15 protein-coding genes and 2 pseudogenes are annotated in these 13,538 nt (G+C 46.1%); 8 read left to right on the top strand and 9 right to left on the bottom strand.

Features of this window, described 5'->3' with window-relative positions; genetic code table 11:
* Positions 1–48 precede the first annotated feature (48 nt).
* The 7 genes and pseudogenes from LSG31_RS09405 to LSG31_RS09375 form a co-directional block, all read right to left on the bottom strand.
* Positions 49–341 (bottom strand): annotated as a pseudogene (locus LSG31_RS09405) (type IV toxin-antitoxin system AbiEi family antitoxin domain-containing protein); the annotation flags it as partial.
* A gap of 28 nt (positions 342–369) precedes the next feature.
* Positions 370–1,125, bottom strand: a complete 756-nt coding sequence (locus LSG31_RS09400) for a transposase (protein WP_347435439.1) — start codon at positions 1,123–1,125, stop codon at positions 370–372.
* Positions 1,079–1,618 (bottom strand): helix-turn-helix domain-containing protein, encoded by a 540-nt coding sequence (locus tag LSG31_RS09395; RefSeq protein ID WP_347435440.1) that lies wholly within the window; start codon positions 1,616–1,618, stop codon positions 1,079–1,081. The genes LSG31_RS09400 and LSG31_RS09395 overlap by 47 nt, the downstream gene beginning before the upstream one ends.
* 78 nt (positions 1,619–1,696) lie before the next feature.
* A complete protein-coding gene (locus LSG31_RS09390; RefSeq protein ID WP_347439018.1) occupies positions 1,697–1,993 on the bottom strand; it encodes a type II toxin-antitoxin system PemK/MazF family toxin in 297 nt (98 codons plus the stop codon).
* Entirely contained in the window at positions 1,962–2,186 is a 225-nt protein-coding gene (locus tag LSG31_RS09385) for a hypothetical protein (RefSeq protein ID WP_347439017.1), read from the bottom strand. Before LSG31_RS09385 ends, LSG31_RS09390 begins: the two co-directional genes overlap by 32 nt.
* Before the next feature lie 48 nt (positions 2,187–2,234).
* The gene (locus tag LSG31_RS09380) at positions 2,235–2,729 is read right to left on the bottom strand and encodes a single-stranded DNA-binding protein (RefSeq protein ID WP_347439016.1); all 495 of its coding nucleotides are present in this window, start codon (positions 2,727–2,729) and stop codon (positions 2,235–2,237) included.
* A 15-nt stretch (positions 2,730–2,744) separates the two neighbouring features.
* Positions 2,745–3,071: a hypothetical protein gene (locus LSG31_RS09375; protein WP_347439015.1), complete on the bottom strand. Its 327-nt coding sequence runs from the start codon at positions 3,069–3,071 to the stop codon at positions 2,745–2,747.
* A gap of 796 nt (positions 3,072–3,867) precedes the next feature.
* Here LSG31_RS09375 and LSG31_RS09370 point away from each other — a divergent pair.
* The 6 genes and pseudogenes from LSG31_RS09370 (at position 3,868) to LSG31_RS09345 (ending at position 9,035) form a co-directional block, all read left to right on the top strand.
* On the top strand, positions 3,868–4,221 hold the full coding sequence (locus LSG31_RS09370) for an ArsR/SmtB family transcription factor (RefSeq protein WP_347439475.1): 354 nt from the start codon (positions 3,868–3,870) through the stop codon (positions 4,219–4,221).
* Positions 4,222–4,242: 21 nt separating this feature from the next.
* A pseudogene (locus LSG31_RS09365) lies at positions 4,243–6,333 on the top strand (heavy metal translocating P-type ATPase); the annotation flags it as partial.
* A gap of 12 nt (positions 6,334–6,345) precedes the next feature.
* Positions 6,346–7,356: a cation diffusion facilitator family transporter gene (locus LSG31_RS09360; protein ID WP_347439474.1), complete on the top strand. Its 1,011-nt coding sequence runs from the start codon at positions 6,346–6,348 to the stop codon at positions 7,354–7,356.
* An 86-nt stretch (positions 7,357–7,442) separates the two neighbouring features.
* The gene (locus LSG31_RS09355) at positions 7,443–7,790 is read left to right on the top strand and encodes a zinc-ribbon domain-containing protein (protein ID WP_347439014.1); all 348 of its coding nucleotides are present in this window, start codon (positions 7,443–7,445) and stop codon (positions 7,788–7,790) included.
* A gap of 140 nt (positions 7,791–7,930) precedes the next feature.
* Positions 7,931–8,848 (top strand): YIEGIA domain-containing protein, encoded by a 918-nt coding sequence (locus tag LSG31_RS09350; protein WP_347439013.1) that lies wholly within the window; start codon positions 7,931–7,933, stop codon positions 8,846–8,848.
* Positions 8,835–9,035, top strand: coding sequence for a capping complex subunit for YIEGIA (locus tag LSG31_RS09345; protein ID WP_347439012.1), 201 nt, complete (start codon positions 8,835–8,837; stop codon positions 9,033–9,035). Before LSG31_RS09350 ends, LSG31_RS09345 begins: the two co-directional genes overlap by 14 nt.
* Positions 9,036–9,177: 142 nt before the next feature.
* On the opposite strand, the gene cysK is transcribed toward LSG31_RS09345, so the two are convergent.
* Both cysK and LSG31_RS09335 read right to left on the bottom strand, forming a co-directional pair.
* Positions 9,178–10,107 carry a cysteine synthase A gene (cysK, locus tag LSG31_RS09340; protein ID WP_347439011.1) on the bottom strand — a complete coding sequence of 310 codons (930 nt, stop codon included), beginning with the start codon at positions 10,105–10,107 and terminating at the stop codon, positions 9,178–9,180.
* Between the two features lie 98 nt (positions 10,108–10,205).
* On the bottom strand, positions 10,206–10,502 hold the full coding sequence (locus tag LSG31_RS09335) for a DUF2933 domain-containing protein (protein WP_347439010.1): 297 nt from the start codon (positions 10,500–10,502) through the stop codon (positions 10,206–10,208).
* Positions 10,503–10,772: 270 nt separating this feature from the next.
* Here LSG31_RS09335 and LSG31_RS09330 point away from each other — a divergent pair, with 270 nt between their 5' ends.
* Both LSG31_RS09330 and LSG31_RS09325 read left to right on the top strand, forming a co-directional pair.
* Positions 10,773–12,980, top strand: a complete 2,208-nt coding sequence (locus LSG31_RS09330; RefSeq protein WP_347436717.1) for a heavy metal translocating P-type ATPase — start codon at positions 10,773–10,775, stop codon at positions 12,978–12,980.
* Positions 12,981–13,009: 29 nt separating this feature from the next.
* Positions 13,010–13,306, top strand: a complete 297-nt coding sequence (locus LSG31_RS09325) for a metal-sensitive transcriptional regulator (RefSeq protein ID WP_347436718.1) — start codon at positions 13,010–13,012, stop codon at positions 13,304–13,306.
* Positions 13,307–13,538 lie beyond the last annotated feature (232 nt).

Below are 13,538 nucleotides of genomic sequence, written 5' to 3'. Positions count from 1 at the left end.
TTCTTAATCGCTATGTTACGGAATCCGGAATATTCTTGATATTACTCATTACAAAAGCACCTCGAGATATTTTAGAAGAACTGTTTTAATTCGCAATTTTTCTGCATACTCCACCAGCTTCGTGATGTTTTTCCTGGCCGTTGCAGATAATTCCTCAATCCTTCCTTCATAATATCAATCCCAATCTTTTCCCTATAACGAACGATATCGCAGATTGTCTTTTCCCGATCATATATTTTTACTTTGCTGCCGTCAATCTCCACCCCATCCACCCCGTGTTGGTACTGTAGATCAGAGAAATACATAATTTTAATAGGATGATAATCTGGCAAACTAGTGCGTAATGGCGTAAGTAACGCGTTATAATAATTACATTTTTAGAAGCTTACCAGCATAAGTCCAACGAAAGGGTTTGGCCAAATGTTCGTTATAGTAATCAATAAATGCGGCAATACGCTGCTCTAAATCTTCGACTGACACAAAGCTGGCGCGTTTATTCAGAAGACGGCGTGAGAGTATGCTAAACCAACATTCAATTTGGTTGAGCCAAGAAGAATGTTTAGGCGTGTAGATCACGCGAATACGATGGCTAGGATCGGTAAGAAACGCGGCGCGGGATTCCATCGTTTTCAGAACGCCGGACTTGCCCTTTTCACCAAGTGCTTCTTCCGGTATGCCGCACTCCGCAGCTACGAAACGAACCAGAGACTCGGACTTATGCGTGTTCAATTGATCCATCACGAGCAGGTAAGGTGCTGTTGGATCATGGCGGACCACTTGGCGGATATGCTCCACAAAGTCGGCTTCATTACGTGTCGCCTGAATCATCGGAGCGATCAACTGGCCCGTGACGACATCGCGTGAAGCGGTAAGACTGGTCGTGCCATGCCGGATGTATTCCTGCTCGACGCGCTCCACTTGCCCCGGTTTCATCGGTTTCGTGGCCTGTGCGCGTTCTAACGCCTGAATACCCGTTTTTTCATCCGTGCATAAAACGTGTACTCCTTGTTCAGCGAGTTCCGATGCCTCATGATAAGCGTCACACACCTGTTTCACTTGTTGATGGTACAACTCGGGATCATCGATCTTCGGATTGAGCCATCCTTTCACTTGATGGGGTTTCAAGTCCGCTTCGTTTTAAAAAACGCCCGACCTGACGCGTCGAAATCGAGGAAACGATGCCACGTTTTACCGCTTCGCGGGCAAGCAATCCGGGTGTCCAATGACTAAACGGCAGTTCCAAGCTTTCGGGTGTCTGGCAGGCTAAGGTCAGGATATGGGCGACTTCCTCGGCTGTAAACGCAGACGGTCTTCCCGATCGTTGTTCGTCGGTTAAGGCCGCTTCAATTTTCGCTTTCAGCACATGAGGGCGATGGGTTTCGACTTGTTCCAGTTCCACCGCAAAAGTTGACCAGCGCTTCCTCCACCGCTTTACGGTATCGACACTGAGGCTGAGACGTCGAGCCAGTTCGCAATTGTTGACCTCTTGTGCCGAAAGTAAAATGATCTTGGCTCGCTCGATGAAATGCAGCGGTGTGTGGGTTCCTTTGGCCATCTTCTCCAGCACTTTTCGTTGCCGTTCGCTCAGTACGATTTTAATTGCGGTTTGTTTATGCAAAATATATCCGTCCCATTCTATGAATCTTTTGCTTCACAGTATATCATAGATTCATAGTCATTGGATAATTCAGCCATTTTACACTAGATACTTTCTGACTTCTGAGTGATCCAGACTAAAAACCTTGCCAATTTTTACGATAGAAGGAAACAACAAACCGGCTTCCTTCCATTTTTCTAAGCGAATATCCCATTTTCCTTTTGGCTCTTTTGAAGAGATAACCATACAAATCACATGATTTGTATCTCTTTGATGTTCTTTGTTGTTAATCACCATAGCTGGTCTTTGCTTGACTTCCGACAAATCACTAAAGGGAAATGGAACCAACAACACATCCCCTATATCATAGGTCGTTATATGCGTCATCTTGTTCATTGTCCCAATCCTCGAATAGAGTTTGTTCGGATAAAATTAACCAACCTTTGTTTTCGATATATTCAATGTATCTCTCGTTAAATTCATTTAATTCATCTTTATTAAGTTTATCGAGTTCCTCAAAAATTTTTTCAATTTTATCCATTGGGATCACCTCAAATTCAGTATATCCCGCTAAAAGTAAAATCGCCATATTTTTTCACTCCTCGTTCGTTTGCACGTTAGATTGCGAATGTGTCAATTAAAATGGCAGATCGTCGGAATCTAAATCAACAGGCCGTCCATCACCAAACGGGTCACTGAATGGATTGGGGCTGGAATATCCTCCACCTCCATGTCCGCTTGTTCCGCCGGAATAGGACGGTTGTGGCTGACGATTTTGACTTACTTGACCATTTCCGCCACTACCATTGTGATCGGCAGGCGATAAGAAACGGACATTTTCTGCAACAACTTCTGCCACACGCACCCGTTGTCCCTCTTTGTTCTCGTAGGAACGAATTTGCAAATGTCCGTCTACGGCTGCCATTTTTCCTTTTTTAAGGTATTGAGCAGACGCTTCCGCTGCTTTTTGCCAAACGACCACGGGAATAAAATCGGCTTCACGTTCCCCGTTTTGGTTGGCACGTGCACGGTCAACCGCTAATGTAAAATTTGCAACCGCAATCCCATTCGGCGTGTATTTCAATTCTGGGTCTGCTGTGAGTCGACCAATCAAGATCACACGATTTAGCATTTTTTCTACCTCCAGTTATTTGTCGGATTTTTGTGTTTCTTCCAACGCCTTCATCAATCTTCGAAAGGAAGCCTTTTTGTTGGAAAGGTGCATGTTCCACTCTTTCCAAATAAGATCCAGCGTCCGTTTTCGGTACACTTTGAACTCCTTTTCGGGCATATGCGGCGGTTTCTTTAAGTACAAACTCCCCCGCACATACCCGATTTTTTTCAACTGCTCAGGCGTAAGGGATTCTGCCGGATGCCGTTTCCGTTTTGGCTGTGCTTGTTCTGACTTACCACGAAGGGAGTCGATACCTAGAAAGTACTTAAAGTTGTATGTTCCTGAGTAAAAAAACAACAACTAAAAAGCTACCCCTGATTGGTATTCCACCATATGCATCGTTTGCATCAGAAACCTTACCTCGTTCCACTTGTTACCTAATTTAGTTTTCAATGATATGAATCAACAGTAACCCCAACCAGCAAAGCAGAATGTGGGTTCGTATCCGTTCTTCGTTCGGATGGTAAATCAGCGGCGGTTCCAAGTTCGTCTTCTTTACGTCGTTCCAGTGATCGAAAGGTGGCTTCACATGTCAAACTGCTTGTGAAAAAACACCAAGTCTGTCTTTCGCAAAAAGCATATTGTCATACGTACCAATTAGATATTTGCCATCTAACCGATCTACCCTCTGATCCATGCTTCTCAAGAAAAGGAATCCATAATCGCCTTTCCAATATTTAACTTCCACTTATCCTGATAACACATCCTAAAATCGAAAACATCAAAAACAATGGAAAAATGAGAATACAAATCGATTTTATAAGCAATGAATGTCCAAATGCGTATTTCGGAAAATAAATTCTAACAATTACCAGTTATAACAGCAAAATTATTCCGATATAAAAGCTGGTAAACCCATCTTAAGGTTTCTTGTTCTAAGCATATTTCTCTTCGCTTTTGCTTTTCTCATAAAAACATAAATTAAATCACTCAAACATTCAAATGAACATTTGATTTTAATGATGAATATTTTTATACTAGAAACACATACAAATGTTGCTTTGATTGAATAGTTAGCAAGGGGGATTTCGAATTGGCTTTCGATAAACATGATCTTCCAAAACAGCAAGACTGTAACGATACGTGCGATATCTTCATGTATGATCCGGAAAAAGTCCAACGCCGCCAAACCGAAATGAATCGAACAGATCGGATCGTTCCCTTATTCAAGGCCTTGGCGGATGAAACTCGGTTGCGCATCGTATACGCACTAAGCAAAGAAAACGAACTTTGTGTATGTGATGTGGCTACGATTATCGACTCGTCGAACGCTACCGCTTCCCATCATCTGCGTCTGCTAAAAAATATGGGACTGGCCAAATATCGGCGGGAAGGAAAAATGGTGTTTTACAGCTTGCAAAGCCCGCACATCCGGCATTTGATTCAGGAAGCTCTCCATCTGCAGGAAAATACGGATGATTGTGGACATTGCGAATGGGATGAGGAGTAGGAGTAGGAGGCGAACGTCAACATGACTGCGGAAAAAAAATCGGTCTATCATATAACAGGCATGACCTGAGCAGGTTGCGCCGCCAAAATTGAGCGGCATCTTCAGGCGTTGCCTGAACTGACAGAAGTATCTTTACATTTTGCCACAGCCAAATTAATGGTCATCGGTACGCTTTCCAAAGATCAATTGGAAAAAGAAGCGAGAAAAGTCGAACAGGTTTCCTTCGCTGAAGAGGGTTCTGCCCAATCTTTGATACAGCTTCCCTGGTATCGTTCACAAAAGGTTTGGACAACCGGTTTGTCTCTCGTATGTCTGCTGTTGGGATGGGGATTTGGGTCATTCGCATCGGGACGGCTCTTTCTGCTTCTTTCCATCCTTCTTGGCGGATATTCGGTCGCGAAAAAAGGTTTGCGAAATGTTATGCGCCTTGATTTTGACATGAACGTATTAATGACAGTTGCTGTCATTGGCGCACTGTTCATCGGCCAGTGGAAAGAGGCAGCAACCGTAGCCTTCCTGTTTTCCGTGAGTGAAATGCTGGAGTCGTATTCCATGGAGAAAGCCCGCTCCTCGATCCGGACGTTAATGGATCTTGCGCCAAAAGAAGCCATCGTGATTCGCGGCGGGCGTGAAGTTCGGCTGCCTGTTGAACAACTGGCGATCGGAGATGAACTGCTCGTCAAACCCGGGGAGAAACTGGCAATCGATGGCGAAATCATGGCAGGTGCCACCACTATCAACGAAGCGGCGATTACAGGCGAATCGATGCCTGTCGAAAAGCAGGCGGGCGATGCGGTTTATGCGGGAACCTTGAATCAAACAGGTACCATTCGCATGCGTGCCACAGCTCTTGCACAGGATACTACATTGGCAAAAATCACCCATTTGGTGGAAGAGGCACAAAACCAAAAGGCTCCTTCCCAAACATTTGTCGACCGTTTTGCCAAACATTACACGCCGATTGTCATGAGCTTGGCATTGATGACTGCCTTTGTTCCTCCCCTCTTCTTTCATGGGGATTGGAAACATTGGATATACGAAGCCTTGGCATTGCTCGTCGTCGCTTGTCCTTGTGCACTCGTCATCTCGACACCGGTCGCGATCGTTACCGGAATCGGCTCGGCTGCACGCAACGGAGTTCTGATCAAAGGCGGCTTATATCTGGAGGAACTGGGGAAATTAAAAGGAATTGCCTTTGACAAGACCGGAACTTTGACAAAAGGCAAACCTGTTGTCATGGATTGGGATACCACAAGCTCACGTTCGAAGCTGGAGATCCTTACACTTGCCGCAATGCTGGAAAGAGGTTCGGAACACCCGCTTGCCGGCGCGATTCTCGCCAAAGCGGATGCCATGGGTGTCAGTTCCCCGCAAATGGCGGAAACCATGCAAATCCTTGTCGGCAAAGGCGCATCTGGCAGGATCGACGGCAAAACCTATTATATCGGCAATGTCCGTTTGTTCCATGACCTGCATATCGATTGGTCGACCGTTCAGGAGGAAATCAACCGGATCCAGGCACAAGGCCAAACCTTGATACTGCTGGGGGATGAATACGAGATTCTTGGCTGGATCGCTGTCTCGGACCAGGTACGTGAACAAAGCGCCGCTGCAATTCAAGCGCTGCATCATTTAGGCATTCAACAGATCGTCATGTTATCCGGCGACACACAGCAAACGGCCCGTGCCATTGCGGAACGTGTAGGCATTCGGGAGTATTACGGAGAAATGCTTCCGGAACAGAAGCTGGAAAAACTGAAGAAGTTGCTGCAAACACAAAAAAAGGTGGCAATGGTCGGCGATGGGATCAATGACGCTCCGGCACTCGCAGCCGCCACTGTCGGGATCTCCATGGGGAAAGCGGGAACGGACGTTGCGCTGGAAACTGCAGACGTCGCATTGATGTCGGACGATGTATCCAGGATACCTTATGCCGTTGCATTAGGCAGACGGACACTTGGCATTATCAAACAAAATATTTTCTTGGCTTTGGCACTGAAGACCATTGCCGTATTGCTGGTATTCCCAGGCTGGCTGACACTTTGGTTTGCAATTCTAACAGATATGGGAGCAACACTGCTCGTCACGTTAAACGGCTTGCGCTTGCTGCGATCCCGGTCTTACATGTTGAATTGTAAAAAGATCTTTGATCCTTTGAAAAGGAGAGATTCGATGGCTACAACACACTCACATACAAACGATCATGGACATGATCATGACCACAGTGGGGTTTTCCATTCTCATGCCCCGATTGGCAAAATGAAAATTGCTTTTTTTCTAACCCTTGTGATCCTTGTTGTTGAATTGATCGGAAGTTATATTTCCCACAGCTTGGCGCTGCTTTCCGATGCCGGACACGTTTTGACAGATATTGCGGCGATCGGCTTGTCATGGTATGCCATGAAGCAAGCGATGAAGCCTCCAAACGAAGCAATGACATACGGATATCACCGGTCGGGGATTTTGGCTGCTTTTATTAATGCTTTGTCGTTAATTGTCATTGCCTTGGTCATCGGATGGGAAGCATACAAACGGTTGCAATCTCCGGAACCTGTGAGCAGCACTTGGATGTTTATCAGCGCCGGAGTCGGGCTCGTTATGAATCTATATCTTGGATTGGGGCTCAGCAAAGAGGAAAACATTAATGTCAAAAGCGCAGTCTTGCACATGCTGGGTGATGCGGCCGCATCCGCGGGCGTTATTATTGGCGGCATCATTATTGCAACGACAGGCTGGTATGCAGTCGATCCCATCCTCAGTTTCTTGATCGCCGTACTCATTGCGTTTGGCGCATGGAAGATTTTGAAACAAACCATTGGTATTCTCATGGAAGGAACACCAAGCGGGATTTCCATTCCGGATATCGTGCAAGCAATCCGATCGATCAAGGGCGTATATGATGTACACGACCTGCATGCATGGAGCATAACCAGCGGAAAGAACGCTTTATCTTGTCATGTAGTGCTTGATGGAAGTATGTCCATTCGCCAGAGTCAATCGATTATCCGGGAAATTGAACATAATCTTATCCATTTGGGCATTAGCCATGCAACCATTCAAACAGAAGATGACGGTCACCCGCATAAAGATGCCATCCTTTGTTGCGATCAGGAACCGGAACATCACCATGAATAAGAAATCAGCGAATTGGGCTGTTTATAAAAAACTGCAACATGTTTGAACCTTTTCTATAAATTTAATGTGAAAGCGAGGAATTTTACATGTCAGATTTTTTTAGAGAGTTATTTGGCGGAGGGCATCATGGAGGACACCACGGAGGAGGGCATCACGGTGGTCATCATGGAGGTCATCATGATCATCATTATGATCGTGAGTATTATGAGCGGGATCCCAGATATGTCCCTACTCCACCTCCCAATCAAGCTCCACTACGTAATCCTGGTATTGTTTGTCCAAATTGTTCAACAGAAAATGCAATGTCGAATCGATTTTGTTTTCAATGCGGCACCAAGCTGGAAACAACTCCGTCCACGTGTCCCCAATGCCGGGAAAAAGTGCCGGCAAATGCCGCATTTTGCCCGAATTGTGGCTATAAATTAAAAAGTTAGACAGAACATCGATATGCGATTCGAAAATCCCCCAAAACAACTGTGTTGGGGGATTTTGCATTTGCCCGAATGAAACTGGTTATACTACCTATGTTTTACTTTATCCACACGTTTGAAATATAAAAATGGAGAGAACGTTCGTGAAAGCACTTGTATTGACAACTCCACACCTCTATCTGATTGTCATCGCGATCATTGGCGGTACACTTGCCCGAATCGCTACACTTCGGGAAGATTACCGGCAATACCCCTCGTTTCCAAACGGATATTTGAATCAGGCAGTGTTTGGGTTCGTAGCCTCCACATTAGGCGCAGTGGCCATTCCTGCTCTCATGGCGAACAATTTTACAGCCGTTACATTTCTGACTCTTGCATTGACGCAATTTCAAAACGTAAGAAAATTGGAATTGAACAGTCTGCAACTTTTAGAAGAAACGGAATATACGAAACGGGGAAATGCGTACATAGACGGCATTGCCAAAACGTTTGAAGCAAGAAATTACATTTCCCTGCTGGTTGCGATCGCAATCGGTATATGTATGGAAGTCTTGGAGCACAAAAGCATTCTGTTGCGCATCCTTGTCAGCATCATTGCTGGTCTTGCCGTTTTCTTTGGATTGACCAGATTTTCAAGAGGAAAACGGATCGGAGACATCGCGGAAGTACGGCAAGGGGAGATTTTGATTCAAAACGATGAATTATACGTCGATACTATATTTGTATCCAATCGGATTGGCATCGAACGTGGCCAGGAAATGATCCTGAATGAAGGAATGGCAGTTGTCGTATATCCCAAATCCCAACACTACCGGATCGCTCTTGATAACTTTGGCCAAAGACAAGCCATCCTGTTTGAAATCACGCGAAGTCTAGGTGTGAAACGCTACCATTATACGCGAAAAAATTATGAAGATGGACGCATTGTCTTTTTTGTTGTCCCGATTCTACATGATATCGAAACGATGATCCAAGTGGTTCGGCATACCCCGGTTCTGGAAAGCATCAAAAAAACGCATCTTTTTTTAAGAAAGTGGGAAGAAGAACATGTCCGGCATTAACATTTATGCGATCATTGCTACCGAAGCGCATGATATCAATATCGTGAATCCTGGCAATTCTGTCTTGATACGCGCCAAAAATGAAGAAGAGCAACAGGTGATCATGCGGGAAATAGCTTTAGCCGTTATGGGCGATGTCGTAAAATTAAGCAATGGCATGTATATGATCGTTACAGCCGTTCGTTAGCTTGATCACCGTATCAATACAACAACACAGCAAGACATCCATAACTTCCGAAATACAAATGCAAATCAATCCCATCTTATTGCAAAAGATCGCACCATTACGGTTTACGATCTTTTGCATCCACGTGCTTTTTATTTGGCACCTATTGTTCTTGAAACAATTGCGTAGACAGGTAGCGTTCACCAGTATCAGGTAATATGACTACGATCAGTTTCCCTTTATTTTCAGAGCGATGCGCCACAATATGCGCCGCCTGATAAGCGGCTCCAGAAGAAATCCCTGCTAAAATTCCTTCTTCCCGAGCCAAATTCCGTCCCATTTCAAATGCTTCCTGATTTTTCACACGAATCACTTCATCGTAACACGCGGTGTTTAAGATTGCAGGTACAAAACCGGCCCCAAGACCTTGAATTTTATGGGGACCTGGTGTACCACCGGATAAGACAGGAGAGTCATCCGGCTCAACGGCGATAGCTTGAAACCCTTGCTTCCGTTCCTTGATCACTTCCGCAACACCTGTCATCGTTCCGCCTGTTCCGATTCCACTAATAAAAAGATCAATCTGTCCATCCGTATCATTCCAAATTTCTTCCGCTGTTGTTTTACGGTGTATTTCCGGGTTGGCCAGGTTCTCAAATTGCCGCGCCAGAAAAGCATTCGGATGTTGTGAAACCAATTCATTTGCTTTTGCTATGGCGCCCTTCATTCCTTCCGATCCTGGTGTCAATACTAGTTCTGCTCCGTACGCATGCAACAAGCTGCGTCTTTCAAGACTCATCGTTTCCGGCATCACCAAGATCAACTTATACCCTCTTGCAGCGGCAACCATGGCCAAGGCAATTCCCGTATTGCCGCTCGTTGCTTCAACAATGATACTGTCTTTTGTAAGGATCCCTTCTTTTTCGGCAGCCTCAATCATGGAAAGACCGATTCTGTCTTTTACACTTCCCCCAGGGTTACATGCTTCCAGCTTTCCATATACTTCAGCACCCGTTTTATCGCTTAGCTTATTCAATCGAACCAATGGCGTGTTTCCGATTGTCTCCGTAATATTTTTTGCCAATCTTACCATTTTCATCTCTCCCATTCTTCATGTTAATACGCGGTTTAATAGTTATGTTTATCAGACTATGATTCTATCTCACCAATTGCTGGTTATCTGCTGTTGATTTAGGAGATTTCTTTTCTATCGCTATTCGTCACTCTTTCCTTTAAATCTACAACATTTGAGAACGATGATTCCTGTAAGGAAGACTCTTTCAATGCTTGAATTTCCTTCATGAGATTGTGATTTTGTTCGATTAAATCCGCCATCTGGATTTGCATCCTGTTGAATTTCGTTTGGGTAATAACGGATGTTTCTGTCTCTCCATGAGATCCTCCATCCTTCTTCCCTCCAAACATGCCCTTCATACAAAAGAGCATCATTAAAGGGCACGCCAAAAGCAAAAGCAAACTCCAATTCAAGTGTATTCCTCCTCCACTTTTTCGTTTAGCATACATGAAAAATGTGTGGAAAGATTGAGGAACGTATGAAGAATGTATGAAGATTCGCATCCAACTTGGATCATTGCGAAAGGATTTGCGATCCCTCGCATAAGTTGTCATTCGTTATGTTCTTTTCATTGACACTAATAGGGGGTATATGTGTATAATTATGTAGAATAAATCATACATGCAGGGGGTATGGGTGTTGGAATAATTCACTTTTTATCAACCGAAAGGCGGTGATTCTTTATGAGTAAACTCCATCTCAAGGTGGGAGGCATGCACTGCTCACTATGCACTCAATCCGTTCAGCGTGCACTTGTCCGATTGGACGGCGTTTCGGATGCGCAAGTCAGTCTCGCACACCAGGAAGTTCTCATTGACTACGATCCAGGTCGAGTACGAATCGATACGATGACACAAACGTTATATCAGCTCGGGTACACATCGAGAGAGCCGAATCGTGCGGATGTTTTCGCGGTGGAAAAGCAGGAACTAAACAATGCCCGGCGTACCGCCATTCACGTTGGTATTCTGGTTGCCCTTGCCACGATATGGATGGTTCTGCGCTTTTGGCTAGGACATTCCATGATATTTGATGTTGGGCAGGCGGCTTTCGCCATCATCTCTACATTGGGGCCCGCATCTTTTGTCTTCCGTAATGCTTTTCAATCGGTCCGCCGTGGGATCGTAAACCAAGACGTTTTGGCGGCAGCGGCAGCAGCGGCCGGACTCGTCGGTGGTGCTCTCGGATTGATTTGGCCGGCCTTCCCGTCGTCAGCTTTCTTTGGGGCTACGACGTTTGTGCTCGCCTTCCACGGTGTGGGTGGTTTTGCATCGGTTCTGGTTCATGTGCGTGCATCACAATCCGTTCAAAAACTCTTGTCGCTCCAACCGGCAACAGCAACTCGACTGGATCCAACCGGTTGTGAAGAAATGGTTCCGGTGGACAGCCTGGCGCTTGCTGACCACGTTCGGGTTCGACCTGGTGAACGCATTCCTGTCGACGGGAAAATCGTCCAAGGTGTGTCATCGGTGGATCAACAGCTTGTCACAGGCGAGCCCTTGCCAGTAGATACTCAGCCTGGCGACGAAGTGATTGGAGGATCCTTGAATGGAAACGGAAGCCTCATCATCGAGGTTACCCGGATTGGCGAAGATTCATTTCTCCAGCGAGTGGCAAACCAAGTTACAGAAGCGCGTGTGATGAAACCGGGAATCCTCCGGCTCGTGGACAGAATCTTGAATATCTATGTTCCGACCGTATTGATACTGGCACTTATCGGTGGGCTTTTATGGGTTGTCGCCAGTTGGGTATTCGAAGGTCACCCACTCTGGGTGCGAGCGGGTTTTACAGTCCTCAGCGTGCTTGTCATGGGTTATCCATGTGCGCTTGGCATGGCAACACCCTTGGCGATCATTCGGGCAAGTGGTGAGGCGGCGGAACGAGGAATCCTGATGCGCTCCGGGGAAGCCTTCCAAGTCTTCCGGCTCGTGGACACGATCGTATTCGATAAGACTGGTACGTTAACGGAAGGGAAACCACAACTGGCATCCGTATGGACATTAAATGGCGATGAGGATACTGTACTTAGCTTGGCGGCTTCTGCCGATTGGGCATCCGAACATCCCGTTGCAAAGGCGATTGTTTCAGCGGCAAAGGAACAGGGATTACCCATTCAGTCAATGAATCACTTCCATGCTCTTCCGGGTCGAGGCATCGAAGCCCGAATAGAAGATCAGGAAGTGCTGATTGGCACGGAGCGGCTGATGACAGAGCGCGGGCTGAATGATTTGAAAGAGGCTCGGGAGTGGATAGCAGAACAGCAGTGGCATGGTCGCACGATCGTATTTGTAGCATATAACGGGAAGGTTGCCGGTGCGATCTCCGTTTCGGATCGCATAAAACCGGATGCAAAATCAGTTCTTGCTTCGTTGAAGAAATTAAAAATTTCAGCTATCCTAGCAACTGGCGATCACCAGCAAGCAGCCAGTGCAGTTGCAGAGGAACTCGGTATTACGGATGTTCATGCACAGTTGCTTCCGGAAGATAAGCTCTCGTTCGTTCGACAACTGCAAAGAGAAGGCCGCCGAGTCGCTTTCATCGGCGACGGGATCAACGACGCCCCCTCTCTGATGCAGGCCGATGTGGGAATTGCCATTGGCACTGGGACAGATATTGCCATCGATGCTGCCGACGTTGTACTTCCGGGACAGCGACTCAAAGCTGTGTTGGAAGCACATATCTTGGCACGAACCAGCTACGCCATGACGGTTCGTAATGTATTACTCGCATTGTCAGTGAACGGAATTGGCGTTGTAGCCTCATTGTCAGGTTTCGTTCACCCTTTATGGGCCATGTTGGCGATGGCTTTCTCGCTGGTTGTGGTACTTGGCCACACGTTGTTCAGCCGATTCGCTCTGGGAGAACCACAAAACCCTGCCAATCTTTCTTGACACACTAAAAAACGATAGGAGTTGTGAACATGCAAGAACTGCCAATGATGGATGATTTCGAGCGCAAGGAACGGATCGAAAAATGCGCTCGCAGACTGTCCGTGATCGAAGGGCAAGTACGGGGCGTCAAACGGATGATTGAAGAAGATACATCGAACTGCGTCGCTATACTCACGCAGATTTCCAGTATCCACGAAGCACTGCGAAGTGTCGGAAAAGAGGTCATGCGCAAGTACCTGCAAACATGTGCCACGAATGCTATAAAAAACGGATCGGATGAAGTGTACGATGATCTGATGGATGTCATTTATAAATACGCAAAGTGAGGGGATTCTTATGGGATTTTTTGATCGATTGTTCAAAAAAGAAAGCCAGAAAGCAATGCACGAAATGACAGTTCCGGAAGGGATGGAAAGTGTTCTTCTCAAAGGAATCGGCATGCATTGAATGCATGCGTGTAAGCCCTCGGTCGAGGGTGCGCTAAAGAAAATATCCGGCGTCTATCGCTTTCAGGTCGAGATTCCGCCAAAGGATCATGCCTGGGTTATCTTTGACCCA

Origin of the sequence: Fodinisporobacter ferrooxydans (assembly GCF_022818495.1) — a bacterium.
Taxonomy (GTDB): Bacteria; Bacillota; Bacilli; order Tumebacillales; family MYW30-H2; genus Fodinisporobacter; species Fodinisporobacter ferrooxydans.
This window is presented reverse-complemented; position numbering and strand designations above follow the sequence as displayed.

What these genes read in the sequence shown, in the direction of transcription:
- LSG31_RS09390 (WP_347439018.1), bottom strand. Translation starts at nt 1,993, where the DNA reads ATGAACAAGATGACGCATATAACGACCTATGATATAGGGGATGTGTTG.
- LSG31_RS09385 (WP_347439017.1), bottom strand. Translation starts at nt 2,186, where the DNA reads ATGGCGATTTTACTTTTAGCGGGATATACTGAATTTGAGGTGATCCCA.
- LSG31_RS09380 (WP_347439016.1), bottom strand. Translation starts at nt 2,729, where the DNA reads ATGCTAAATCGTGTGATCTTGATTGGTCGACTCACAGCAGACCCAGAA.
- LSG31_RS09370 (WP_347439475.1), top strand. Translation starts at nt 3,868, where the DNA reads ATGTATGATCCGGAAAAAGTCCAACGCCGCCAAACCGAAATGAATCGA.
- LSG31_RS09360 (WP_347439474.1), top strand. Translation starts at nt 6,346, where the DNA reads ATGTTGAATTGTAAAAAGATCTTTGATCCTTTGAAAAGGAGAGATTCG.
- LSG31_RS09355 (WP_347439014.1), top strand. Translation starts at nt 7,443, where the DNA reads ATGTCAGATTTTTTTAGAGAGTTATTTGGCGGAGGGCATCATGGAGGA.
- LSG31_RS09345 (WP_347439012.1), top strand. Translation starts at nt 8,835, where the DNA reads ATGTCCGGCATTAACATTTATGCGATCATTGCTACCGAAGCGCATGAT.
- cysK (WP_347439011.1), bottom strand. Translation starts at nt 10,107, where the DNA reads ATGGTAAGATTGGCAAAAAATATTACGGAGACAATCGGAAACACGCCA.
- LSG31_RS09330 (WP_347436717.1), top strand. Translation starts at nt 10,773, where the DNA reads ATGAGTAAACTCCATCTCAAGGTGGGAGGCATGCACTGCTCACTATGC.
- LSG31_RS09325 (WP_347436718.1), top strand. Translation starts at nt 13,010, where the DNA reads ATGCAAGAACTGCCAATGATGGATGATTTCGAGCGCAAGGAACGGATC.